Source organism: Phenylobacterium sp. (assembly GCF_019636135.1).
GTDB lineage: Bacteria > Pseudomonadota > Alphaproteobacteria > Caulobacterales > Caulobacteraceae > Phenylobacterium.
The window spans coordinates 26,044-46,539 of record NZ_JAHBYD010000031.1 but is presented as its reverse complement, the minus strand read 5'-3'; the positions used below and the strand labels follow the sequence as shown (position 1 = coordinate 46,539).

The 20,496-nt window shown below is 70.8% G+C and carries 21 protein-coding genes and 3 tRNA genes; 7 read left to right on the top strand and 17 right to left on the bottom strand.

What is annotated here, in order from left to right:
* Positions 1 to 2: 2 nt before the first annotated feature.
* The 3 genes from rfaD to kdsA all read right to left on the bottom strand — a co-directional run bounded on the left by rfaD (position 3) and on the right by kdsA (position 3,508).
* Entirely contained in the window at positions 3 to 1,004 is a 1,002-nt protein-coding gene (gene rfaD / locus KF737_RS18845; RefSeq protein ID WP_296458646.1) for an ADP-glyceromanno-heptose 6-epimerase, read from the bottom strand.
* Positions 1,001 to 2,461, bottom strand: coding sequence for a D-glycero-beta-D-manno-heptose 1-phosphate adenylyltransferase (rfaE2, locus tag KF737_RS18840; RefSeq protein ID WP_296458642.1), 1,461 nt, complete (start codon positions 2,459 to 2,461; stop codon positions 1,001 to 1,003). The genes rfaD and rfaE2 overlap by 4 nt, the downstream gene beginning before the upstream one ends.
* A 195-nt stretch (positions 2,462 to 2,656) precedes the next feature.
* Positions 2,657 to 3,508, bottom strand: coding sequence for a 3-deoxy-8-phosphooctulonate synthase (kdsA, locus tag KF737_RS18835; protein WP_296458636.1), 852 nt, complete (start codon positions 3,506 to 3,508; stop codon positions 2,657 to 2,659).
* Between the two features lie 162 nt (positions 3,509 to 3,670).
* Here kdsA and KF737_RS18830 point away from each other — a divergent pair, with 162 nt between their 5' ends.
* The 4 genes from KF737_RS18830 to KF737_RS18815 all read left to right on the top strand — a co-directional run bounded on the left by KF737_RS18830 (position 3,671) and on the right by KF737_RS18815 (position 7,257).
* Positions 3,671 to 4,867 carry a cyclopropane-fatty-acyl-phospholipid synthase family protein gene (locus tag KF737_RS18830; RefSeq protein ID WP_296458634.1) on the top strand — a complete coding sequence of 399 codons (1,197 nt, stop codon included), beginning with the start codon at positions 3,671 to 3,673 and terminating at the stop codon, positions 4,865 to 4,867.
* A 45-nt stretch (positions 4,868 to 4,912) separates the two neighbouring features.
* The gene (locus KF737_RS18825) at positions 4,913 to 5,914 is read left to right on the top strand and encodes a cysteine synthase A (RefSeq protein WP_296458630.1); all 1,002 of its coding nucleotides are present in this window, start codon (positions 4,913 to 4,915) and stop codon (positions 5,912 to 5,914) included.
* Positions 5,902 to 6,756 (top strand): 3-mercaptopyruvate sulfurtransferase, encoded by an 855-nt coding sequence (gene sseA / locus KF737_RS18820; protein WP_296458628.1) that lies wholly within the window; start codon positions 5,902 to 5,904, stop codon positions 6,754 to 6,756. Before KF737_RS18825 ends, sseA begins: the two co-directional genes overlap by 13 nt.
* 78 nt (positions 6,757 to 6,834) lie before the next feature.
* Positions 6,835 to 7,257 (top strand): GNAT family N-acetyltransferase, encoded by a 423-nt coding sequence (locus KF737_RS18815; RefSeq protein ID WP_296458625.1) that lies wholly within the window; start codon positions 6,835 to 6,837, stop codon positions 7,255 to 7,257.
* Here the strand turns inward: KF737_RS18815 and KF737_RS18810 are convergent.
* Complete coding sequence (locus tag KF737_RS18810; protein WP_296458622.1) at positions 7,254 to 8,354, bottom strand: amino acid ABC transporter substrate-binding protein; 1,101 nt, start codon at positions 8,352 to 8,354, stop codon at positions 7,254 to 7,256. The two genes, KF737_RS18815 and KF737_RS18810, sit on opposite strands and share 4 nt — an antisense overlap.
* 85 nt (positions 8,355 to 8,439) lie before the next feature.
* Here KF737_RS18810 and metC point away from each other — a divergent pair, with 85 nt between their 5' ends.
* Both metC and KF737_RS18800 read left to right on the top strand, forming a co-directional pair.
* The gene (gene metC, locus KF737_RS18805; protein ID WP_296458619.1) at positions 8,440 to 9,609 is read left to right on the top strand and encodes a cystathionine beta-lyase; all 1,170 of its coding nucleotides are present in this window, start codon (positions 8,440 to 8,442) and stop codon (positions 9,607 to 9,609) included.
* Positions 9,606 to 10,487: a kinase gene (locus KF737_RS18800; protein ID WP_296458617.1), complete on the top strand. Its 882-nt coding sequence runs from the start codon at positions 9,606 to 9,608 to the stop codon at positions 10,485 to 10,487. Before metC ends, KF737_RS18800 begins: the two co-directional genes overlap by 4 nt.
* On the opposite strand, the gene KF737_RS18795 is transcribed toward KF737_RS18800, so the two are convergent.
* From KF737_RS18795 to recJ, 9 genes are all read right to left on the bottom strand, one after another.
* A complete protein-coding gene (locus KF737_RS18795) occupies positions 10,435 to 11,226 on the bottom strand; it encodes a pseudouridine synthase (RefSeq protein ID WP_296458611.1) in 792 nt (263 codons plus the stop codon). The two genes, KF737_RS18800 and KF737_RS18795, sit on opposite strands and share 53 nt — an antisense overlap.
* Before the next feature lie 13 nt (positions 11,227 to 11,239).
* Positions 11,240 to 11,316, bottom strand: a tRNA-Arg gene (locus tag KF737_RS18790).
* Between the two features lie 154 nt (positions 11,317 to 11,470).
* Positions 11,471 to 11,779 (bottom strand): ETC complex I subunit, encoded by a 309-nt coding sequence (locus tag KF737_RS18785; protein ID WP_296458609.1) that lies wholly within the window; start codon positions 11,777 to 11,779, stop codon positions 11,471 to 11,473.
* A 36-nt stretch (positions 11,780 to 11,815) separates the two neighbouring features.
* A tRNA-Pro gene (locus KF737_RS18780) sits at positions 11,816 to 11,892 on the bottom strand.
* Between the two features lie 48 nt (positions 11,893 to 11,940).
* A complete protein-coding gene (locus KF737_RS18775) occupies positions 11,941 to 12,363 on the bottom strand; it encodes a PaaI family thioesterase (protein WP_296458606.1) in 423 nt (140 codons plus the stop codon).
* Positions 12,356 to 12,886, bottom strand: a complete 531-nt coding sequence (locus KF737_RS18770) for a DUF192 domain-containing protein (protein ID WP_296458601.1) — start codon at positions 12,884 to 12,886, stop codon at positions 12,356 to 12,358. The genes KF737_RS18775 and KF737_RS18770 overlap by 8 nt, the downstream gene beginning before the upstream one ends.
* Before the next feature lie 25 nt (positions 12,887 to 12,911).
* Positions 12,912 to 13,487, bottom strand: a complete 576-nt coding sequence (locus tag KF737_RS18765; protein ID WP_296458598.1) for a cold-shock protein — start codon at positions 13,485 to 13,487, stop codon at positions 12,912 to 12,914.
* Between the two features lie 141 nt (positions 13,488 to 13,628).
* A tRNA-Glu gene (locus tag KF737_RS18760) sits at positions 13,629 to 13,703 on the bottom strand.
* 74 nt (positions 13,704 to 13,777) lie between these two features.
* Positions 13,778 to 15,562 carry a single-stranded-DNA-specific exonuclease RecJ gene (recJ, locus tag KF737_RS18755; protein ID WP_296458595.1) on the bottom strand — a complete coding sequence of 595 codons (1,785 nt, stop codon included), beginning with the start codon at positions 15,560 to 15,562 and terminating at the stop codon, positions 13,778 to 13,780.
* 323 nt (positions 15,563 to 15,885) lie between these two features.
* On the opposite strand from recJ, the gene KF737_RS18750 reads away from it, so the two are divergent.
* The gene (locus KF737_RS18750; RefSeq protein WP_296458592.1) at positions 15,886 to 16,218 is read left to right on the top strand and encodes a hypothetical protein; all 333 of its coding nucleotides are present in this window, start codon (positions 15,886 to 15,888) and stop codon (positions 16,216 to 16,218) included.
* A gap of 1 nt (position 16,219) precedes the next feature.
* On the opposite strand, the gene glpX is transcribed toward KF737_RS18750, so the two are convergent.
* The 4 genes from glpX to KF737_RS18730 all read right to left on the bottom strand — a co-directional run bounded on the left by glpX (position 16,220) and on the right by KF737_RS18730 (position 20,490).
* A complete protein-coding gene (gene glpX / locus KF737_RS18745; RefSeq protein WP_296458589.1) occupies positions 16,220 to 17,173 on the bottom strand; it encodes a class II fructose-bisphosphatase in 954 nt (317 codons plus the stop codon).
* 58 nt (positions 17,174 to 17,231) lie between these two features.
* The gene (locus tag KF737_RS18740) at positions 17,232 to 18,527 is read right to left on the bottom strand and encodes a homoserine dehydrogenase (protein WP_296458586.1); all 1,296 of its coding nucleotides are present in this window, start codon (positions 18,525 to 18,527) and stop codon (positions 17,232 to 17,234) included.
* A 142-nt stretch (positions 18,528 to 18,669) separates the two neighbouring features.
* Positions 18,670 to 19,890 (bottom strand): LL-diaminopimelate aminotransferase, encoded by a 1,221-nt coding sequence (locus KF737_RS18735; protein WP_296458583.1) that lies wholly within the window; start codon positions 19,888 to 19,890, stop codon positions 18,670 to 18,672.
* 156 nt (positions 19,891 to 20,046) lie between these two features.
* On the bottom strand, positions 20,047 to 20,490 hold the full coding sequence (locus KF737_RS18730; protein ID WP_296458580.1) for a hypothetical protein: 444 nt from the start codon (positions 20,488 to 20,490) through the stop codon (positions 20,047 to 20,049).
* Between the last annotated feature and the right edge of the window lie 6 nt (positions 20,491 to 20,496).

Sequence of the window (20,496 nt, the reverse complement as noted above, 5' to 3'; positions counted from 1 at the left end):
CGTCAGCGATACGGGTCGGGCTGGCTGAGATAGCGGCCCACGTACTCGCCGATCCCCTCCTCCAGCGGCGTCAGCGGCGCGGAATAGCCGGCGGCGGCCAGGCGCTCCATCCTCGCCTCGGTGAAGTACTGGTACTTGTCACGGATGGCCGGCGGCATCGGCCCGTACTCGATCCGGGCGGTCTTGCCCGCCGCCTCGAAGACCTGGCGCGCCATATCCTCGAACGTCCGCGCCTGGCCCGAGCCCAGGTTGTAGATGCCGTTCACCTGCGGGTTGTCGAACAGCCAGCGGACCACGTCGGCGGCGTCGCGGACGTAGACGAAATCGCGCTTCTGGCCCCCGTCCGGCACGTCCTTGCGGTAGCTCTTGAAGAGCTGGACGCTATGATCGTCGCGGACCTGCGGCCAGATCTGCGAGGCCACCGACTTCATCGAGAGCTTGTGCTCCTCGTTCGGCCCGTAGACGTTGAAGAACTTCAGCCCCACCCACTGCGGCGGCGCATAGTCGCGGGTCGCCTGGCGCGCGGCGAAGAGGTCGAACAGCGCCTTCGACCAGCCGTAGGCGTTCAGCGGCCTCAGCCGCGCCAGCGCCTCGTAGCCGTTGTCGTCGTCGAAGCCATGCTCGCCCGCGCCATAGGTCGCGGCGCTGGAGGCGTAGACCAGCCTGCGCTGGCGGTCGGCGCACCAGCGGAACAGGTCGCGGCTGAGCTGGAAGTTGTTCTGCAGGATCCTGTCGGCGTCGGGCTCGGTCGTCGATGAGACCGCGCCCATGTGGATCACCAGCTCCACATCGCGCCAGCGCCTCTCCAGCCAGTCGAACATGTCGTCGGGATGGACGAAATCGCCGATCGGGTGCTTGGCGACATTCCTCCACTTGCCGGTCTCGACGCCGTGCAGGCGATCGCAGACGACGAGGTCCAGCGCACGGTCCTCGGCGAGCCTGGCCACGATGTTCGACCCGATGAAGCCCGCGCCGCCCGTCACGAACACGATACGCCGGGTCATGCATCAGCTCCCTTTTGGGCCATGCGCGCGATGGCGGCGGTCGTCGAATAGCCGTCGACGATCTCGGCCAGCTTCACCTCGCCGCCCCAGGACTTCACCAGATCGCCGCCGACGACCTCGTCCTCGGAATAGTCCGCGCCCTTGATCAGCACGTCCGGCCGCGCCGCCTCGATCAGCTTCAGGGGCGTGGCCTCGTCGAACGGCGCCACGAGGTCGACGCTGCGCAGGCCCGCCAGCACCAGGGCGCGGCTCTCCAGGTCGTTCACCGGCCGCCCCTCCCCCTTCAGCGCGCGCACCGAGGCGTCGGAGTTCACGCCGACGATCAGGCGGTCGCACCACGTCCGCGCCTGCGCCAGATAGGCCACGTGGCCGCGGTGCAGGATGTCGAAGCAGCCGTTGGTGAAACCCACCTTCAGGCCCTGGCCGCGCCAGCGCGCCACCTCTTCGGCCATCCGCTGCGGCGTGGCGATCTTGCCCTCGACCAGCGCCGAGTGCTGCGACAGCACGGCCTCGACCAGTTCGTCGGCGCTCACGGTGGCGGTGCCGGCCTTGCCGATGGCCACGCCCGAGGCGAGCTGGGCGAAGGCGATGGCGGTCTCGACGCCCGCGCCGGCGGCCAGCGAAAGGCCCAGCGCCGCGATGGCCGTGTCGCCCGCGCCGGACGCGTCGAACACCTCGCGCGAGACCGTCCCGAAGTGCTTCACCGGCCGGCCCCGCAGGCCCAGCGACATGCCCTTGCCGGCCCGCGTCACCAGCACGCCCCTGGCCGACCAGAGTTCGAGCGCGCGCGCGATGGCGGCCTCCACCTCCGCGTCGGTCTCCGTCGGCAGTTCGGTGGCGTAGGCCAGTTCCGAGGCGTTGGGCTTCACCAGGTCCACTTCGCCATAGCGGGCGAACGAGCGGGCCTTGGAGTCGACGACGACGCGGGCGCCGGTCTCGCGGGCCGCGGCGATCACCGCGTCGGTCACCACGCCCTTGCCGTAGTCCGAGATCAGGATCACGCCCGCGCCCCGGGCGGCGTCCTTCAGCGTGCAGACCATGCGCTGCTCGACGTCGCCGGCGATCGGCCGCGCCTCCTCCAGGTCCACGCGCAGCAGTTGCTGGCCGCTGGAGACGAACCGCGTCTTGAGCGTCGTCGGCCGCCCGGCGTCGGTGACGAGGTAGCCCTCGAGGTCGGCCTCGCCCACCAGGCGCGAGGCGTCGTGCCCCTCGGCGTCGCCGCCGACCAGGCCCACCAGGGCCACCGAGCCGCCCAGAGCCGCCACGTTGCGCGCCACATTGCCGGCGGCGCCCAGCATCTTCAGCTCGCGCGAGCGCTTCAGCACCGGGATCGGCGCCTCGGGCGAGACGCGGCTCACCGAGCCGTAGACGAACCGGTCGACCATCAGGTCGCCCACGCAGCAGACGCGCTTGCCGGGAAGGTCCGAGAGCAGGCTCTGAAGGGCGGCCAGATCCATGGCCTGTCCCTTGGGACGCGTTGGCGGGCCGGTCAAGCCGCCCCCTTCACCCTCTCCTCGTCATCCCGCGACTTGTTCGCGGGACCCATGCACTCCGCAGCCCGGGACAGGTCGCAGGCGGCGACGCTGCGGATCACCTCGCTCTCCCGCGTTCATGGGTCCCGGCATTCGCCGGGATGAGCGGATCGGGGTTGGTCACCCCAGGGCTTCCCGCAAAGCTCTCAACTGCGCCAGCAGCGGCCGCGCCGCCGTCAGTGGCAATGCGCTCGGACCATCGCAGAGCGCCTGGTCGGGCTCCGGGTGGAACTCCAGGAACACCGCGTCCGCGCCCGACGCGACCGCGGCCCTGGCGATGACCGGCACGCCGCTGCGCCGGCCGCCGGTCGACGCGCCGCCGTTCGAGCCCACCCGGGCGCCCGGAAGCTGCACGGCATGGGTGGCGTCGATGCTCACCGGCGCGCCCAGCGCCTGCATGATCGGGATGCCCAGCATGTCGACCACGAGGTTGCCGTAGCCGAACGAGACGCCCCGCTCGCACAGGATCGTCATGTCGGTGTCGGTGGCCTCGCGCACCTTGTCGAGGATCGAGCGGCAGTCCTGGGGCGCCAGGAACTGGCCCTTCTTCACGTGCAGCAGCCCGCCGGCCGCCTTCGTCGCCCGCGCCGCGGCGATCACGAGGTCGGTCTGGCGGCAGAGGAAGGCCGGGATCTGCACCAGGTCGGCGACCGCGGCGACCGGCTCGGCCTGGGCGATCTCGTGCAGGTCGGTGCAGATCGGGACGTTGAGTTCGGCCTTCACGGCCTTCAGCATCTCCAGGCCCTTTTCCAGGCCCGGCCCGCGGTAGCTCGTGATCGACGAGCGGTTCGCCTTGTCGAAGCTGGCCTTGAACACGTACGGCAGCCCGAGTTCGCTCGCGATCGCCTTCAGCTCGCGGCCCACCTCCAGCGCCAGGCCGATGTCTTCGAGCACGTTCAGCCCCGCGATGACGACCAGGGGCTGGCCGTCGCCGATCGAAAGGTTCCAGCGGTCGATTGTGAGTTTGGCCATGCGGCTCCAATGGCCCGACGCGGGCCTCATCTCAAGTCCGATGCGGCGCGTCCCTCGGAGCGGCTTGACCGTATCCTGGGCTCGGTCGAAGTAGCTGCGGCTGAACCCTGTGGAATCCTCGGCGTTTGGTTTGGGGGCGTTTTGATGACTAAAGGTTCGACCATGGCGGACCTCAGCGGCACACCCATCGTGTTCCGGACGGCGGCGCGGACCATGATCCAGAACTGGATCGTCGGGACGATGACCTTCGTGCTGCCCGACGGGCGCGAGATCCGCCTGGAAGGCGCCGAGCCCGGCCCCGAGGCGCGCCTCATCGTCCACGACTACGACTTCATCAAGCGCACCATCTCCAACGGCACCATCGGCTTCGGCGAAGGCTACATGGCCGGCGAGTGGGATACTCCGGACCTGTCGGTGCTGCTGGAGGTCCTGGCCTCGAACTACGCGCGCTTCGAGAAGGTCTCGTTCGGCAACCCGGTCATGGCGGCGCTCAACACGCTCGAGCACATCCTCCACCGCAACAACAGCCGCTCGGGCTCCAAGAAGAACATCCACGCCCACTACGACCTGGGGAACGCCTTCTATTCACAGTGGCTCGACCCCACGATGACCTACTCCGCCGCCCGCTTCGAGAATCCGGGCGAGCCGCTGCCGCAGGCCCAGAAGCGCAAGTACCGGACGCTCTGCGAGAGCATGGGCCTCGCGCCCGACCATCACGTGCTGGAGATCGGCTGCGGCTGGGGCGGTTTCGCGGAGTTCGCGGCCAAGGACGTCGGCGCGCGGGTCACCGCCATCACCATCTCCGAGGCGCAGTACAGGTTCGCCAAGGAGCGGATGTTCCGCGAGGGCCTGAACGAGAAGGCCGACATCCGCCTCGTCGACTACCGCGACGTCGCCGGCCAGTTCGACCGCGTGGCCTCCATCGAGATGTTCGAGGCGGTCGGCGAGCGCTACTGGCCCACCTACTTCGACAAGGTGCGCGAGAGCCTGAAGCCCGGCGGCCAGGCCGGCCTGCAGATCATCACCATCCGCGACGAGTACTTCGAGCACTACAAGCGCACCCCCGACTTCATCCAGAAGTACATCTTCCCGGGCGGCATGCTGCCCTCGGAGGAGCGCCTGAAGGCCGTGACCGACAAGGCCGGCCTCTCCTGGGGCCAGATCCACCGTTTCGGCGTCTGCTACGCCGACACGCTCGCCGAATGGGGCCGCAGGTTCGAGGCGGCGTGGGACGAGATCACCCGGCTGGGCTTCGACGAACGCTTCCGCAAGCTCTGGCGCTTCTACCTGAGCTACTGCGAGGCGGGCTTCCGGACCCGGCGGACCGACGTGGTGCAGCTCTCGCTCAGCAAAGCTTGAGCAGCCCCCTGTTCGCCGGCGCCGGCCGCCCTTAAGTAGGCGTCCATGCAGATCGCCAGCTCCGTCCTCGACGCCATCGGCAACACGCCGCTCATCCGGCTGCGCCGCGCCAGCGAGCTGACCGGATGCGAGATCCTGGCCAAGGCCGAGTTCATGAACCCCGGCCAGTCCGTGAAGGACCGCGCCGCGCTGTGGATCGTCCGCGACGCCGAGCAGAGGGGGCTGCTGCGGCCTGGCGGCCGGATCGTGGAAGGCACCGCGGGCAATACCGGCATCGGGCTCGCGATGGTGGGCCAGGCGCTGGGCTACAAGTCGACGATCGTCATCCCGCGCACCCAGAGCCAGGAGAAGAAGGACGCCATCCGGCTCTACGGCGCCGAACTGGTCGAGGTGGACGCGGTCCCATACTCGAACGAGATGAACTACGTGAAGTATTCCGGTCGGTTGGCGGCGGAACTTGACGCGAAGGAGCCGGCCGGCGCGATCTGGGCGAACCAGTTCGACAACGTCGCCAACAAGCAGGCCCACGTCGACGGCACCGGCCCCGAGATCTGGGCCCAGACCGACGGCAAGGTCGACGGCTTCATCAGCGCCATCGGGTCGGGCGGCACGCTCGCCGGCGTCGCCGAGGCGCTGCGGGCGCGGAACCCGGATGTGAAGATCGGCCTCGCCGACCCGCACGGCGCGGCGCTCTACGGCTACTACACCGACGGCGAGCTGAAGGCCGAGGGAACCTCCATCAGCGAGGGCATCGGCCAGGGCCGCATCACCGCCAACATCGCCGACCTCAAGATCGACCACGCCTACCGGATCTCCGATGAGGAGATGCTGCTCGCCATCTACGACCTGCTCGAGCACGAGGGCCTGGTCATGGGCGGCTCGACCGGGATCAACGTCGCCGGCGCCATCCGGATGGCGAAGGACCTGGGTCCCGGCCACACCATCGTCACCGTGCTCTGCGACCACGGTTCGCGCTATCAGTCGAAGATCTTCAACCCGCCGTTCCTGCGGGAGAAGGGCCTGCCCGTCCCGCCATGGCTGGAATAGATTCCCCCAAGGACCCCCTCGTCCCGACCGCCTGGCTGGCCGAACGGCTGGGCGACCCGGACGTCCGCGTCGTGGACGCCACCCTCCCGCTGGTCGGCCAGCCCGGGAAAGGCCGCGATTTCTACGACGCCGGCCACATCCCCGGCGCGGTGTTCTTCGACGTCAACGCCATCGCCGATCCCGACACCGACCTGCCCCACATGCTCCCCTCGCCCGCCGCCTTCGCGCGGGACGTCGGCGCGCTGGGCCTGGGGCGCGAACACACGATCGTCGTCTACGACGCCCACGGGCTCTACTCGGCGGCGCGCGTCTGGTGGTCGCTCCGGGCGATGGGCTATCGCGACGTCTTCGTGCTCGACGGCGGCCTCAGGAAATGGCGCGCCGAGGGGCGGCCGGTCGACACGGCCGGGCCGACTCCCTCGCCCGTCGCGGTCTCTCTGGCCTTCGAGCCGGACCTCGTGGCCGACATCGCCGACATCGAGCAGGCGATCGGCGACGGTTCGGCGCAGATCGTCGACGCCCGCTCGTCCGCCCGCTTCACCGGGGCGGCGCCGGAGCCGCGCGCGACCCTGCGCTCCGGCCACATGCCCGGCGCGAAGAACCTGCCGTTCACGGACCTCGTCGCCGGGGACGGCACGCTGAAGCCCGCAGACGAGCTCCGCGCCGCCTTCGCCCACGTCGACCTCGGCCGCCCGATCATCACCTCCTGCGGGTCGGGCGTGACGGCCGCGGTGCTGGCGCTGGCCCTGGCGCGGCTGGGCCGGTTCGACGTGGCGGTCTATGACGGGTCGTGGACGGAATGGGGCGGCCGCCCCGACACCGACGTCGTCACGGGAGCCTGACCCATCGAGATACGCCTGGCCCGAGAGACGGAACTGCCCGAGATCCCCCGGATCGAGCTCTCCGCCGCCCAGAGGTTCGTGGGCCGGGACATCCCGCCGCAACTGCTCACCGACGCGGCGCCGGCCGACGCCTATCGCCCGCACCTCGACGCCGGCACGCTCTGGGTCGTCGACGACGGCGCCGGGCCGGTCGCCTTCCTGGCCGGCATGGTCCTGGGCGACCGCCTGCACGTCGACGAACTGGACGTGCGCCTGGACCGGCAGGGCAAGGGCTTCGGCCGCCGCCTGCTGGCCCACGCCGCCGCCTGGGCGCGCGAACGGGGGCTCAGGCGGATGAGCCTGACCACCTTCCGCGACATCCCGTGGAACGCGCCCTTCTACGCCTCGGCCGGCTTCCGCGACTGGCCGGAGGACGAGGCTCCGGCGACGATCCGGCAGGCGCTGATGAACGAACGGGGCCGCGGCCTGAAGGGCCGCTGCGCCATGGTCATGGACCTCTAACGCATCGGCGGGGCGTACATCAGGCCGGGCCGCGGCGCGCTCCAGAGCGCATTGAGGCCGCGGTCGAGTTGCAGCGCCGAGTCGGCGCCGAGGTTCTTCCGGAAGATCTCGTGATAGGCGCCCACCTGGCGGAGCACCTGGTAGGCCCAGTCGGCCTTCAGGCCCAGCAGCGGACCCAGGTCGCCCTCCAGGCCCAGCAGGCGGCGCGCCTCCGGATCGGTCACGGTCTCGCGCGCCTGCTCCACCGTGCGCTCCGAGAGGCCCAGCTCCTCGCCCAGGATCGTCGCATAGACCGACCAGCGGACGATTTCGGCCCAAACCGGGTCGCCCTGCCGCACGACCGGCCCCAGCGGCTCCTTGGAGATCACGTCGGGCAGGATCACATAGGCGCCCGGATTGCCCAGCACCGAACGCGCCGCGGCCAGCGCCGAGACGTCGGCGGTGAACACGTCGCACTCGCCGTTCTGGAACTTCGCCCGCGCCTCGGCCTCGGAGCGGACCAGGAGCGGCCGGAACGTCATCCCGCGGACCCGGAAATAGTCCTCGACGTTGCCGGCGCTGGCCGTGCCGTCCTGCACGCAGATCCGCGCGCCCGACAGCTCCTCGGCGCTGGTCAGCCCCAACGCCTTGGCCACCAGGAAGCCCTGGCCGTCGTAGTAGGTCGTCACGGGGAACGTCAGCCCCAGGCCGGCGTCCCGCGCGAAGGTCTCCGAGGTGTTGCGCGACAGGATGTCGACCTGGCCGCCCTGCAGCGGCCCGAACCGGTCGGTGTTCGGGACCGGCGTGAAATCCACCCTGGAGGCGTCGCCCAGCGTCGCGGCGGCGACCGCGCGGCAGATGTCGACGTCGAACCCGCGCCACTCGCCGCGGGCGTCCTTCAGCGCGAAGCCCGGCAGGCCCGGGTGGATGCCGCAGGCGACCCGTCCGCGCTTGCGCACGGCGTCCAGCGTCGCGCTCTTCGCGGCCTTGTAGCCCGGCTGGGTGGCGCTGACCTTGGTCGAAACGGCGGGCGCGGGTCCCGGCTCGGCCGGCTTCGGCGCGCCGCATCCCGCGAGGAACGCCGCCACTGCCGCGACCGCCAGGAGGCGCCGGATCATCCCTGCTCCTTGAAACGAAGATTGGCTTCGGGCTCTAACTGCCCCGAGGCACTTTCGCCAGCGCCGCTTGGACCCGCAACCCCGCATGTCGGACGAGACCCGCCTGATCCACACCGGCAAGGCGCCCGCGGCGCCGCTGGCCCGGACGGTGGGCCCGCCGATCCAGAAGGGCTCGACCGTCCTGCTGCCCAACGCCGAGGCGCTCTACGACGACGAGAACCATCTGACCTACGGTCGATCGGGGCTGGCGGCCCAGGCGGCCTTGCAGGACGCGCTGGCGGCGCTGGAGGGCGCGGTGGGCGTGTCGCTCTACCCCTCCGGGATCGCGGCCATCTCCGGGGCGTTGCTGGCGGTGCTCGAGGCCGGCGACGAGATCCTCGTCGTCGACAGTTGCTACAAGCCCATCCGCCGCTTCTGCGACAACGTCCTGAAACGCTTCGGCGTGGGCGTGCGCTACTACGATCCCGCGGCGGCGCCCGAGGCCGTGGTCGGCGACGCCGGCCCGGCCACGCGCCTGATCCTCATGGAAAGCCCCGGGTCGCTGTCGTTCGAGATGCAGGACGCGCCGCGGATCGCCGCGCTGGCCCGCGAGCGGAGGATCCTGACCGCCATCGACAACACCTGGGGCGCGGGGTTCACCTTCAGGCCGCTGGAGCACGGGATCGACCTCTCGCTCCAGGCGCTGACCAAGTACGTCGGCGGCCACTCCGACGTCTTCATGGGTTCGGCCGCCGCCCGCGATCCCAGGCTCGTCCGCGCGCTGGTCGACGGCGTGAACAACATGGGCTGGGCCGTCTCGGGGGAGGACGCCTACGCCATGCTGCGCGGCCTCCGCACGCTTCCGACCCGCATGGCGCGGCACGGCGCGAGCGCGCTCACGGTGGCCGACTGGCTCAAGGCGCAGCCGGAGGTGGCCTCGGTGCTGCACCCCGCGCTGCCGGGCGCCCCGGGCCACGCGCTCTGGGCCCGCGACTACAAGGGCGCCTGCGGCCTGTTCGGCTTCGTCCTGAAGCCTGCGCCCGAAGCAGCGGTGAACGCCTTCCTCGACACGCTGGATCTGTTCGGCCTCGGCTTCTCCTGGGGTGGCTTCGAGAGCCTGGCGATCTCCTGCGACCCGCAGTTGAGGGCGAGGAGGCGCCGCAAGGACTACGGCGGCCCGCTCATGCGCCTCCACATCGGCCTGGAGGACCCCGCCGACCTCATCGCCGACCTGCGGGCCGGCCTCGACGCCTACGCGCGGCTGGCGCCCGCGTGAGCGCGCCGGAGGACTGGCTGGCCGAATTCATGGCGCAGGAGCGCCTGCCCGAGACGTTCCGCCAGGCCTTCGAGGAGATCTGCGAGCCGCTCGCCGACCGGGCGATCGACTGGCGCGCCGACTTCGGGCGCACGGCGATGGTGGGCCTCTGCGGCGCCCAGGGGTCGGGCAAGTCGACCGTCGCCGCCGCGACGGCGCGGCTCCTCGCCGAGCGCGGCTTCAACGTCGTGGCGATCTCGCTGGACGACTTCTACCTGGGCCGCGAGGCGCGGGGCTGGCTGGCCGGCAAGACGCACCGCCTGCTGCAGGTGCGCGGGCCGCCGGGCACCCATGACGTGGCGCTCGCCTGCGCGGTGCTGGACCATCTGCGCCGGCCCGGGACGACGCCCCTGCCCGCCTTCGACAAGGCCACCGACGAGCGCCGGCCCAAGAGCCGGTGGCGTGAGGTCGAAGGCCCCGTCGACATGGTGATCCTGGAGGGCTGGTGCGTCGGCGCCGTCCCCGAGCCGCCCGAACGGCTCAGGGCGCCGCTGAACGCCCTGGAGCGGCGCGACGACCCCAGCGGCGCCTGGCGTGGCTACGTGAACCGCCAACTCGGCGAGACCTACCAGGCGCTGTTCGGCCGCCTCGACCGGCTGGTGATGCTGGCCGCGCCCGGGTTCGAGGTGGTGCGCGGCTGGCGCGCGGAGCAGGAGGCCAAGCTGCGGGCGCGCACCGGCGCCGGCATGAGCGACGCCCAGGTCGGCCAGTTCGTCCAGCACTACGAACGGCTGACCCGCTGGATCCTGGAGGAGATGCCCGGCCGCGCCGACTGGACGATCCGCCTCAACGCCGACCGGACGCCCCGCCCGGCGGGCCCTGCGACGCCCGGATCATAGCCTCGCGCTCGGCCGCGGTGAGGCGCCGCCACCGCCCCTCGGGCAGGTCGCCCAGTTCGAGCGGCCCGATGCGGACGCGCTCCAGGTCCATGACCCTCAGTTGCACGAGCTCGCACATCCGCCGGATCTGCCGGTTGCGGCCTTCCTTCAGCACGAACCGCAGGACCTGCCCCTGCACCACGCTCACCCTGGCGGGCTTCAGCTTGCGGCCGTCCAGTTCCAGCCCGTGGCGCAGGCGCGCCAGGGTCGGCCCGTCGATGCGGCCGGCCACGCGGACGACGTACTCCTTGTCGAGCTCGGACGCCGGGCCGATCACCGCCTTGGCCAGCACGCCGTCGTCCGAGAGGATCAGCAGGCCATGGCTGTCCAGGTCCAGCCGTCCCAGCGGCGGCAGGCTCGCCCGCGGCTCCGGCGGCGTCCCCTCGCCCACCAGCGCGGCCCTCGTCAGCAGGCGCACGGCGGGCGTGTAGCCGGGCTCGGGCTGGCCCGACACGTAGCCGACCGGCTTGTTCAGCACCGCGGTGAAGCCCTCCAGCCGCCCTTCGGCCCTGTCGGTCAGGGTCAGCGTCTGGCCCGGCAGGATCTTGCGCCCGGCGTCCCCGACCCGCTCGCCGTCGATGTAGACCAGCCCCTCGCCGATCAGCGCCTCGGCCTCGCGCCTGGAGCACACGCCGCTCTGCGCCAGCCATTTGTTGACGCGCTGGGGCTCGGCTTCGTCGTAGGTCTTCGTCCAGGCCAAACGGGCCTCCAGATGGCGCGCCCGGCAGGACTCGAACCTGCAACCGTCCGCTTAGAAGGCGGATGCTCTATCCGGTTGAGCTACGGGCGCTAGCTCTGAGATCGGTACTCTACCCCGCTCATCCCGGCGAATGCCGGGACCCAGATGGAGGAACTTCGCGACGGGCCGCCGGGATCTGGGAATTTATCCGGTCAGCCGCCTGCGCTCGTCACCTGGGTCCCGGCATTCGCCGGGATGAGCGGATTCAATGGGTCCAGGGAATTCGTCTGCCGAAGGCGAAGTTGTCGGCGTAGGCCTTGATGATGCGCTTCGCCGGGGCCGGGTCGATCAGTTGGAAGGCGATGCCGTGCGCATCGGCATAGCGCACCGCCTCGTCCCTGGTGTCGAAGGTCAGCCGCACCTGGCTCGACTCGGTGTCGCCGGTGACCGTCCAGCCCATCAGCGGGTCGGGACGGCGCGCGTCCTTCGGCTCGAACTCCAGCACCCAGGCGGCGGCCTTGGCGCGGCCCGACTGCATGGCGGTCTTCGACGGACGGTAGATGCGCGCGAGCATGTCTCTCTTCGGACCCCAGTGTCTTCGCCGCCGGCGTGGTCGGGGCGGAGAGATTCGAACTCCCGACCCTCTGCTCCCAAAGCAGATGCGCTACCAGGCTGCGCTACGCCCCGAGGGCGCCGGCGGGCTCCCGATATAGGCGTTTCCGCCTTTCCGCAAACCTACGCCCGCCGCTCCATCAGTTTGAAGATGCCCGACGCCCGCAGAACGTCCGCGCCGCGGGCCCTGAGCCAGCCCTCCGCGAAGGCGACGTCCCTGGTGGCGCGGGTCATGCGGGCCTCGCCGATCACCCAGTCGCCCTGTCGCGCCATGTGCAGGAAGTCGAGCGACAGGTGGATGGTCACGCCCACCTTCTGCGTCCCGTGGCCGACGGCCGAGGCCAGCAGGCCGTCTGTGAAGGCCGACAGCATCCCGCCGTGCACCAGGCCGATGCCGTTGGCGTGGCGCGGCAGGGCGAAGAACGCCTGGCTCACCAGCCCCTCGACCGGCGGCTTGTGGAAGTAGGGCCCGTTCAGGGTCGAGAACGCGCCGCGGCCCTGGGAGCGGACGAACCCCTCCGGCGGCTCCGGGATGACCTCATCCACGCGGCATGGCCCGATGCGTGACGCGGTCGCCCGGCAGCAGGCCGATCTCGGCGGCGCGCCCGGCGGCCAGTTCCAGCACGTACTTGGCCGGCCCCGCGGACGGCGCGCCGCTCTCGTCCAGCGGCCGCACGTTGCGGCTGATCGAGACCACGCGGCCGTTCGCCCCGATGTAGACGATGTCGAGCGGGATGAGCGTGTTGCGCATCCAGAAGACCCGCGGCGCCTCGGCGCCGAACAGGAAGAGCATGCCGCGGTCGGGCGCCAGCGCCTTGCGGCACATCAGCCCGTACTGCTGCTCGCGCGGCGTGTCGGCGATCTCGACCTGGAAGCTCTTCACGCCCTTGTCCGTGCGCACCGACAGCGGCTCCAGCGGCCTGATCTCGGCCTGTCCCTTGCAATGCTTCGGGTCCATCCGCGGGATGTCCTGCGCCGCGGCGGGCGCGGCGAAGGCCAGCGCGGCCCCCATGGCGAAAAGGGGGGCGAGCGCGATGAGGCCGCCCCGGGCGGTCGAACCAATGGGCACGAAGAGGAACTCCGAAGCGTCAGCGTCAGTCGAGGTTAGACGCTTCGATCTCGGCCACAACAAGACCCTTCGGGCCTTCGGCGAACCGCACCATGACGCTTTCGCCCGGCTGGAGGTCCTCCATGCCCGAGCGGCGCAGGGTCTCGATGTGGACGAAGATGTCGCCGGGCTGGTTGTCGCGCACCACGAAGCCGTAGCCCTTGGCGCGGTTGAACCACTTCACCTTGGCCTCTTCCAGCGGGCCGGTGGCCGCCAGGGGCCGCCGCGGCGCGCGGGCGGCGAAGTCGGGCCGGCTGCGCGCCATCTCGGGACGGCGCTCGAGCGGCGTGGCGGAGGTCTCGTCGACGAGCACCACCTCCGCCACCTGCCAGCCCTTGGGGCGCCGGACGACGTCGCAGGTGATCAGGCTGCCCTCGAGGCAGCTCTCGCGGCCGGAGTTGCGCAGGCTGGTGACGTGGAGCAGCACGTCCTTCAGGTCGGTCTGACTGGGGTCGTCGGGCACGATGAAGCCATAGCCCTTGCCCGCGTCGAACCACTTCACGCGCCCAGAGATGCGCACAGGTGGCGGCGCATCGATCTGCTCGAATTCGTACCCAGCCATTTGCCCCTCGGCCCGCTACTCCCCCCGTCACTTGGATCAGGGCCTACTATAACACTGTTCTTGTGAACGCGGGCGCGTCAATGGTGATTCGCGCGCGATAACTGCGCACGGACGCGTGAACACCTGAAAGGGGGGATCGCGTGGCAGTCCCTAGGGGAGTCGAACCCCTCTCTCCAGGTTGAAAACCTGGCGTCCTAACCGATAGACGAAGGGACCGCATCGGCGCGAGGCGCGGTCTATAGCGGCCTTCGATTTGGGGCGCAAGCGCCCGAATTCAAGCCGATAGACCTTCAGCGCACACGGGGATCGGCGATGTCCTCGATCTCGAGTTCGACGCCCTCCCGGCCCTGCCAGTCGTCGGGCTTCAGGCGGCCCGCGACATGCACCGCGCCGCCCTCCTGAAGTAGTCGCCGGCCCATCTCCGTGTCTTCGGCGCGCCAGGCGACGGCCTTCAGCTTGCCGCCCGACCCGTCCGTCAGCGTGACCCGCACATGGCCGCCGCGCAACGCCATCGGCCGCTCGATGCGGGCGTCGGCGATCGCGAAGGCGGGTTCGGGGTTGCCGGGACCGAACGGCGCCAGACGCTGGAAGTCGGTCCACAGGCCGCGGTCGGCGCCGCGCGCGGTGACCAGGACGTCGATCTCCAGCGCATCCTCGGCCGCGGCGATCTCGGCCTCGGCGGCCATCTGCTCGCAGAGGAAGGCGCGCAGTTCGGGGATCGTGTCGGGCCGCACCGACAGGCCGGCCGCCATGGCGTGGCCGCCGCCGGAGAGCAGCAGGCCCGCCTCGTAGGCCGCCTGCACGGCCCCGCCCAGGTTCACGCCGGGCTGCGAGCGGCCCGAGCCCTTGCCGACGTCGGCGGCCCGGTCGATGCCGATCACCAGCACCGGCTTGCGGTAGCGCTCCCGAAGGCGGCCGGCGACGATGCCGATGACCCCGGGGTGCCAGCCGTCGTCGGCGACGACCAGGCACGGCGCGTCGGCCTGGTTCGACTCGCGCTCGATATGGCGGACCGCCGCCTCCTGCACCTCGGCCTCCACCTGCTTGCGCGAGGCGTTCAGCGCATCCAGTTCCTCGGCCAGCGCCGCGGCCTCTTCCGGGTCGTCGGTGGAGAGCAGGCGCGCGCCCAGGTCCGACCGCCCGATCCGTCCGCCCGCGTTGATCCGCGGCCCCAGCAGGAAGCCCACGTGGAACACCGAGGCCGGCCCGCTGGCCTTGGCCACTTCCATCAGCGCCTTCAGGCCGGGGTTGGCCCAGCCGGACATGACCTTCAGCCCCTGCGCCGCCAGCGCCCGGTTGAAGCCCGTGAGCCGGGTCACGTCGCAGACGGCCCCCATGGCCGCGAGGTCGAGCCAGGTGCGGATATCCGGCTCTGTTCCGAGCCCGCGCTTGCGGGCCTCGCGGTTGAGCGCCGCGAGCAGCACGAACGCCACGCCGGCCGCCGCCAGATGCCCCTGCCCCGACGTGCAGTCCGGCCGGTTGGGGTTCACCAGCGCCGCGACGCCCGGAACCTCGCCCGGCCGCATCAGGTGGTGGTCGATCACCACGACCGGCAGCCCGATCCCGGCCGCGCAGGCCAGCGCGTCATGCGCCGCCGCGCCACAGTCGACCGTGACCACCAGCTCGGCGCCCTCGGCCTTCAGCCGCCGGAACGCCGCCGGCGACGGCCCGTAGCCCTCGGTCATCCGGTCGGGGACGTAGATCGACAGCTCCAGCCCCATCGCCCGGAACCAGCGCACGATCAGCGCCGCCGACGAGGCGCCGTCGACGTCGTAGTCGGCGAACACCACCACGCGCCGCTTCGCCTCCAGCGCATCGACCAGGATCCCGGCCGCGCGATCCATGTCGGCGAAGCTCGACGGGTCGGGGAACAGCGCCTTCAGCGTCGGATTCAGGAAGTTCTGGCCGTCGCTCACGCCGCGCGAGGCGATCGCGCGGGCCAGCGGCTCCGACAGGCCATGCTCCAACTGGTGGCGCCGCGCGAGGTCCGCGTCGGCCGGCCGCTGCCGCCACAGCCGCCCCGAGAGCGAACGCGTGACCCCGAGATAGCCCAGATGCGCACTGCCGTCGGCCATCCCGTCTTCCGCCTCCATCCGGAGAGCACTATCCGCCCGCCCCGAACGAGTCGCCAGCGCTATCCCTGACGGACGCCTACGTCAGAAATGGTCGTAGATCGCCAACCCACCTCATGGAACGTCATGGCCCGGCTTGTCCGGGCCACCCACTGGGCTGTGAGTTGGGAGCGTTCGCAGGCGCCAACGCTGGGCTCGTCCTGAGCCGCACAGCCCAATGGATCCCCCGGACAAGCCGGGGGATGACGGTCACAGGGTGATGTCCATACAGGTCGACAACCTCCACGGAGTCGCTCAAGGTCCCCGGCGTCGAGTGGGGGCATCCGATGATCGTCTGGGCCATCTTCCTTGCCGGACTCTATCTGCTGCTCCGGGACCTGATCCCGTGGCTGAAGTCCCAGCAGACCGGCGAGACGCGGACGAAGGCCTACAACAGCAAGAAGGTCCTCCGCTCGGAAGAGCCCGAGCGGTTCAGCGCGCTTCAGAAAAACCGCACCGACGGCATCGTCGTCGGCCTGATGGTGATCGGCGTCGGGCTCGCCTTCTTGTTGTTCGGGATATTCAGCCTGGTCCTGCTGCTGCCGATCGGCGCGGTCATGGCCTACACGCGCAACCGCGCGCAGAAGCGCATGAAGGCCGTCGCGAACGAATTCAACTAGGTCAGACCGGCCGCTTCATCCGCACTTCGCGCACGGTGTGCGAGGCGGAGTTCATCACCAGCGTGTGCGTATGCACGAAGCCGTCCGAGACGCGGACGCCGTCCAGCAGCGCGCCCTTGGTCACGCCGGTGGCCGCGAAGATCGCGTCCGCGCGGACCATCTCGTGCAGGTCGTACTTCTTGTCGAGGTCGGTGATGCCCACGCGGGCGGCCCGCGCGCGCTCGTCGGCGTTGCGGAACACCAGGCGGCCCTGGAACTGGCCGCCCACGCACTTCAGCGCCGCGCAGGCCAGCACGCCCTCGGGCGCGCCGCCGGAGCCGACGTACATGTCGATGCCGGTTTCGGGGTCCGCCGTGTTGATCACGCCCGCCACGTCGCCGTCGGTGATCAGATGCACCCGCGCGCCCACCGAGCGCACCGAGGCGATGATCTCGGCGTGGCGCGGCCGGTCCAGGATGCAGACGGTGATCGCGGTGGCGTCCACGCCCTTGGCCTTCGCGAGCGCGGCCACGTTCTCGGCCGGGGTCTTGTCGAGGTCGATCACGCCGGCCGGATAGCCCGGCCCGCAGGCGATCTTGTCCATGTAGGTGTCGGGCGCGTTCAAGAGCGTGCCCTTGGGCGCCCAGGCCATCACGGCCAGCGCGTTGGCCATCGCCTTGGCGGTCAGCGTCGTGCCCTCCAGCGGGTCCAGCGCGATGTCGATCTTCGCGCCTTTGCCCTTCCCGACCTTCTCGCCGATGTAGAGCATCGGGGCCTCGTCGCGCTCGCCCTCGCCGATCACGATCTCGCCGTCGATGTCGAGGTCGTTCAGCGCCGTGCGCATGGCGTCGACGGCGGCCTGGTCGGCGGCCTTCTCGTCGCCGCGGCCCACCAACTGCCAGGCGGCGATGGCGGCGGCTTCGCAGACCCGGACCGCGTCCATGATCAGGTTGCGGTCCAGAACTTGAGAACTCATGTCGTTTCCAACCCTCAGGCGTTCTTGCGGGGCGAGTCTTGTGGACGCGCCTTTGACCCTAGATGCGAGCGATCCGCAACAGTCTGGGACGATCCAGCACCGCCGGCAGGTCGGCGATGCGCTTCACGGCCGCGGTCAGCACCGACTCGGCGACGGCATGGGTCGTCAGCACGATCGGCACGCCCTCGGCCTCCTCGGCGGGCTTCTGCAGGAAGCTTTCGATGGAGACGCCCGCCTCCGCCAGCGTCTCGGAGACCGCCGCGATCACGCCCGGCTCGTCCTTCACCAGGAAGCGCAGGTACGCGCGGCCCATCATCTTCGACGGATCGACCGGATCGAACGGAGCCAGCGTTTCCGCCGGCGCCGAGAAGACCGGCCGGCGCGCGCCCGCGATCACGTCGGCGATGTCCGCGGCCACCGCGGCCGCCGTGGGGCCCGCGCCCGCGCCCGGGCCCTGCAGGAAGATGCGCCCCGTGCGCTCGCCCTCGATGAAGAGCGCGTTCAGCGCCCCGCCCGCCCGCGCCAGCGGATGGTCGAGCGGCGCCAGCGTCGGATGCACCCGCACCAGCGCCCCGTGGATCGAGCGTTCGGCCGAGGCTACCAGCTTGATCCGGTAGCCCAGGTCCCGGGCCATGCGGATGTCGAGCAGGGCCACCTGGTCGATGCCCTCGATCTCGGCCGCGGCGAAGTTGGGCGCGCAGCCGAACGCCAGGGCCGCCAGGATGGTGATCTTGTGCGCCGCGTCGAAGCCGCCGACGTCCATGGTGGGGTCGGCCTCGGCGTAGCCCAGCCGCTGGGCCTCGGCGAGCACGTCCTCGAACGCGCGGCCGCTCGCCTCCATCTCGGTCAGGATGTAGTTGCAGGTGCCGTTGAGGATGCCCGAGATCGAGTGGACATCGTCGCCCACCAGCGCCTCGCGCACCACCTTCACCGCCGGCACGCCGCCCATCACCGCCGCCTCGAACAGCAGCGGGACGCCTCGCGCCTCGGCCAGTTCGGCCAGTTCCTTGCCGTGCTCGGCGATCAGCGCCTTGTTGGCGGTGACGACCGGCTTGCCGGCCTTGAGCGCCGCCTCGACCGCCGCCTTCGCCGGGCCGTCCGAGCCGCCGATCAGCTCGACGAACAGGTCGGTCTCGTCCGACTGCGCCAGCGCCACCGGGTCGTCGAACCAGGGCAGGTTGGAGATGTCGGCCGGCCGCGGCCGCGACCTGGAACGGGCCGACACGCCGCTGACGCAGGCGATGCCGCCCGCCGGCGCGAACGCCGGGTTGTCGGACAGGAAGTTCAGCAGGCCCGCGCCCACGGTGCCGAGGCCCGCGACGCCGATCCCCCAGGGTTTTCGGTCCTCGCTCATACCCGAACTCCAGCATGCGCCGCAGGCGGCCTGGTTCGACCACCAGGGGCGCCAAGGGCGCGAAGCGGGCTTGCCCCGACACCGCCCGCCTGGTGGCCTTCGTGATCTTGGTGGTTGAAGGCGGCTTCGCCGCGGGTGGCGCTCATTGCGCCGCGAGCGCGTTGTGCGCCCGTCCCAGGATCTCGTCCGAGCTGGCCAGGAACTTCTTCACGTTGCGCGCCGCCTGCCGGATGCGGTGTTCGTTCTCGACGAGGCCGATGCGGACGTAGCCCTCGCCGTACTCGCCGAACGCGATGCCCGGGGCCACGGCGACGCCGGCCTCCTCGATCAGGAGCTTGGAGAACAGCATCGAGCCCGCCTCCTCGAACTGCGGCGGCAGCTTCGCCCAGGCGAACATCGACGCCGGCGGCGCGGGGATGTCCCAGCCGGCGCGCTTCATCGATTCCACCAGGGTGTCGCGGCGGCTCTTGTAGGTGGCGCGGATCTCGTCGATGCAGTCGGTCGGGCCGTTCAGCGCCGCCGCCGCCGCCACCTGGATCGGCGTGTAGGCGCCGTAGTCGAGGTAGCTCTTCACCCGCGCCAGCGCCGCGCACATGCGCTCGTTGCCCACGACCATGCCCACGCGCCAGCCCGCCATGGCGAAGGTCTTGGAGAGCGAGTTCACCTCGACGGCGATGTCCTTCGCGCCGTCCACCTGCAGCAGCGACGGCGGCGGGTTGTCGTCGAAGTAGATCTCCGAATAGGCGATGTCGCTCAGCACCAGCATCTCGTGCTTGCGGGCCAGCGCCACGACCTCCTTGTAGAAGTCGAGGTCCACCCACTGCGCCGTCGGGTTCGACGGATAGCTGACGATCAGCACGCTGGGCGGCGGCGCCGAGTGCTTCACCGCCCGGCTGATGCCCGACAGGTACTCCTCGGGGCTGCCCGCCGGCACGTGGCGGATGACGCCGCCCGCCATGATGAAGCCGTAGGCGTGGATCGGGTACGCCGGGTTCGGGCAGATGATCACGTCGCCCGGGGCCGTCAGCGCCTGGGCCAGGTTCGCGAACCCTTCCTTGGACCCCAGCGTCGAGATCACCTCGCGGTCCGGGTCCAGCTTCACGCCGAAGCGGCGGGCGTAGTAGCCGGCCATGGCCTTGCGCAGGCCCGCGATGCCCTTGGAGGCAGAATAGCGTCCGGCCTTCGGGTCGCGCGCCGTCTCGACCAGCTTGTCGACGATGTGCTTCGGCGTCGGCATGTCGGGATTGCCCATGCCGAAGTCGATGATGTCGGTCCCCTGCGCGCGCAGGCGGGCCTTGATGCGGTTCACCTCCTCGAACACGTAGGGCGGGAGGCGGCGGATACGGTGGAATTCGGGTGTCATCTCTATGAGCTCTTGCGCCGCCAACGCCCGGGCGGCCGGTCTGCGAGCTGGAGGTCGCGCTTCGATAGACTCCGGGCGGGAGTCCGCCAAGCCGGTTCGGGGAAATTTATGCCTCGCGCCCCGTTTCTTGCCTCGGTCGGCGACGCCGACCCGGGCTCAACGCGGCGGAGGCGGGGTAGCTCGCTCGCGCAGCTCGCGGGCGAAGGCCTCGGCGTCGCCCGGCTTCGGGGGCTCGAGCTGCGGGCCGGCGTCCCTGCGGCCCTTCTCGGCGAATTCGTCGGTGCCCTGCAATGTCCAGGTCGAGGGCTCGGTCGCGGCGATCAGCGCTTCGCCGGCGGCCAGCACCTGCCGCGCGCTCTGCCCGTACTGAGGCGCGGGGCGCAGGTCGGCGGGCGCCTTCGGGATCGAGGCGAAGGTCGGGAGCCTGGCGTCCTGGCGCGTGACCCGCGCCACCTCCGGCGCGATGGGCGAGCCCGGATCGACCTTGGCGTCGACGAACGGGTTGCCGATGCAGCCGCCCAGCATCAGGCCCGCGCCGGCCGTCAGGGCCAGGACGCGTACCCTGGGGGTGGTCCGAAAAAGCGGGCGCGACGCATTCATTTGCGC

What these genes read in the sequence shown, in the direction of transcription:
- KF737_RS18830 (WP_296458634.1), top strand. Translation starts at nt 3,671, where the DNA reads ATGGCGGACCTCAGCGGCACACCCATCGTGTTCCGGACGGCGGCGCGG.
- kdsA (WP_296458636.1), bottom strand. Translation starts at nt 3,508, where the DNA reads ATGGCCAAACTCACAATCGACCGCTGGAACCTTTCGATCGGCGACGGC.
- rfaE2 (WP_296458642.1), bottom strand. Translation starts at nt 2,461, where the DNA reads ATGGATCTGGCCGCCCTTCAGAGCCTGCTCTCGGACCTTCCCGGCAAG.
- KF737_RS18765 (WP_296458598.1), bottom strand. Translation starts at nt 13,487, where the DNA reads ATGGCTGGGTACGAATTCGAGCAGATCGATGCGCCGCCACCTGTGCGC.
- recJ (WP_296458595.1), bottom strand. Translation starts at nt 15,562, where the DNA reads ATGGCCGACGGCAGTGCGCATCTGGGCTATCTCGGGGTCACGCGTTCG.
- KF737_RS18785 (WP_296458609.1), bottom strand. Translation starts at nt 11,779, where the DNA reads ATGCTCGCGCGCATCTACCGTCCGTCGAAGACCGCCATGCAGTCGGGC.
- KF737_RS18735 (WP_296458583.1), bottom strand. Translation starts at nt 19,890, where the DNA reads ATGACACCCGAATTCCACCGTATCCGCCGCCTCCCGCCCTACGTGTTC.
- KF737_RS18740 (WP_296458586.1), bottom strand. Translation starts at nt 18,527, where the DNA reads ATGAGCGAGGACCGAAAACCCTGGGGGATCGGCGTCGCGGGCCTCGGC.
- KF737_RS18730 (WP_296458580.1), bottom strand. Translation starts at nt 20,490, where the DNA reads ATGAATGCGTCGCGCCCGCTTTTTCGGACCACCCCCAGGGTACGCGTC.
- KF737_RS18810 (WP_296458622.1), bottom strand. Translation starts at nt 8,354, where the DNA reads ATGATCCGGCGCCTCCTGGCGGTCGCGGCAGTGGCGGCGTTCCTCGCG.
- glpX (WP_296458589.1), bottom strand. Translation starts at nt 17,173, where the DNA reads ATGAGTTCTCAAGTTCTGGACCGCAACCTGATCATGGACGCGGTCCGG.
- metC (WP_296458619.1), top strand. Translation starts at nt 8,440, where the DNA reads ATGTCGGACGAGACCCGCCTGATCCACACCGGCAAGGCGCCCGCGGCG.
- sseA (WP_296458628.1), top strand. Translation starts at nt 5,902, where the DNA reads ATGGCTGGAATAGATTCCCCCAAGGACCCCCTCGTCCCGACCGCCTGG.
- KF737_RS18750 (WP_296458592.1), top strand. Translation starts at nt 15,886, where the DNA reads ATGATCGTCTGGGCCATCTTCCTTGCCGGACTCTATCTGCTGCTCCGG.
- KF737_RS18825 (WP_296458630.1), top strand. Translation starts at nt 4,913, where the DNA reads ATGCAGATCGCCAGCTCCGTCCTCGACGCCATCGGCAACACGCCGCTC.
- rfaD (WP_296458646.1), bottom strand. Translation starts at nt 1,004, where the DNA reads ATGACCCGGCGTATCGTGTTCGTGACGGGCGGCGCGGGCTTCATCGGG.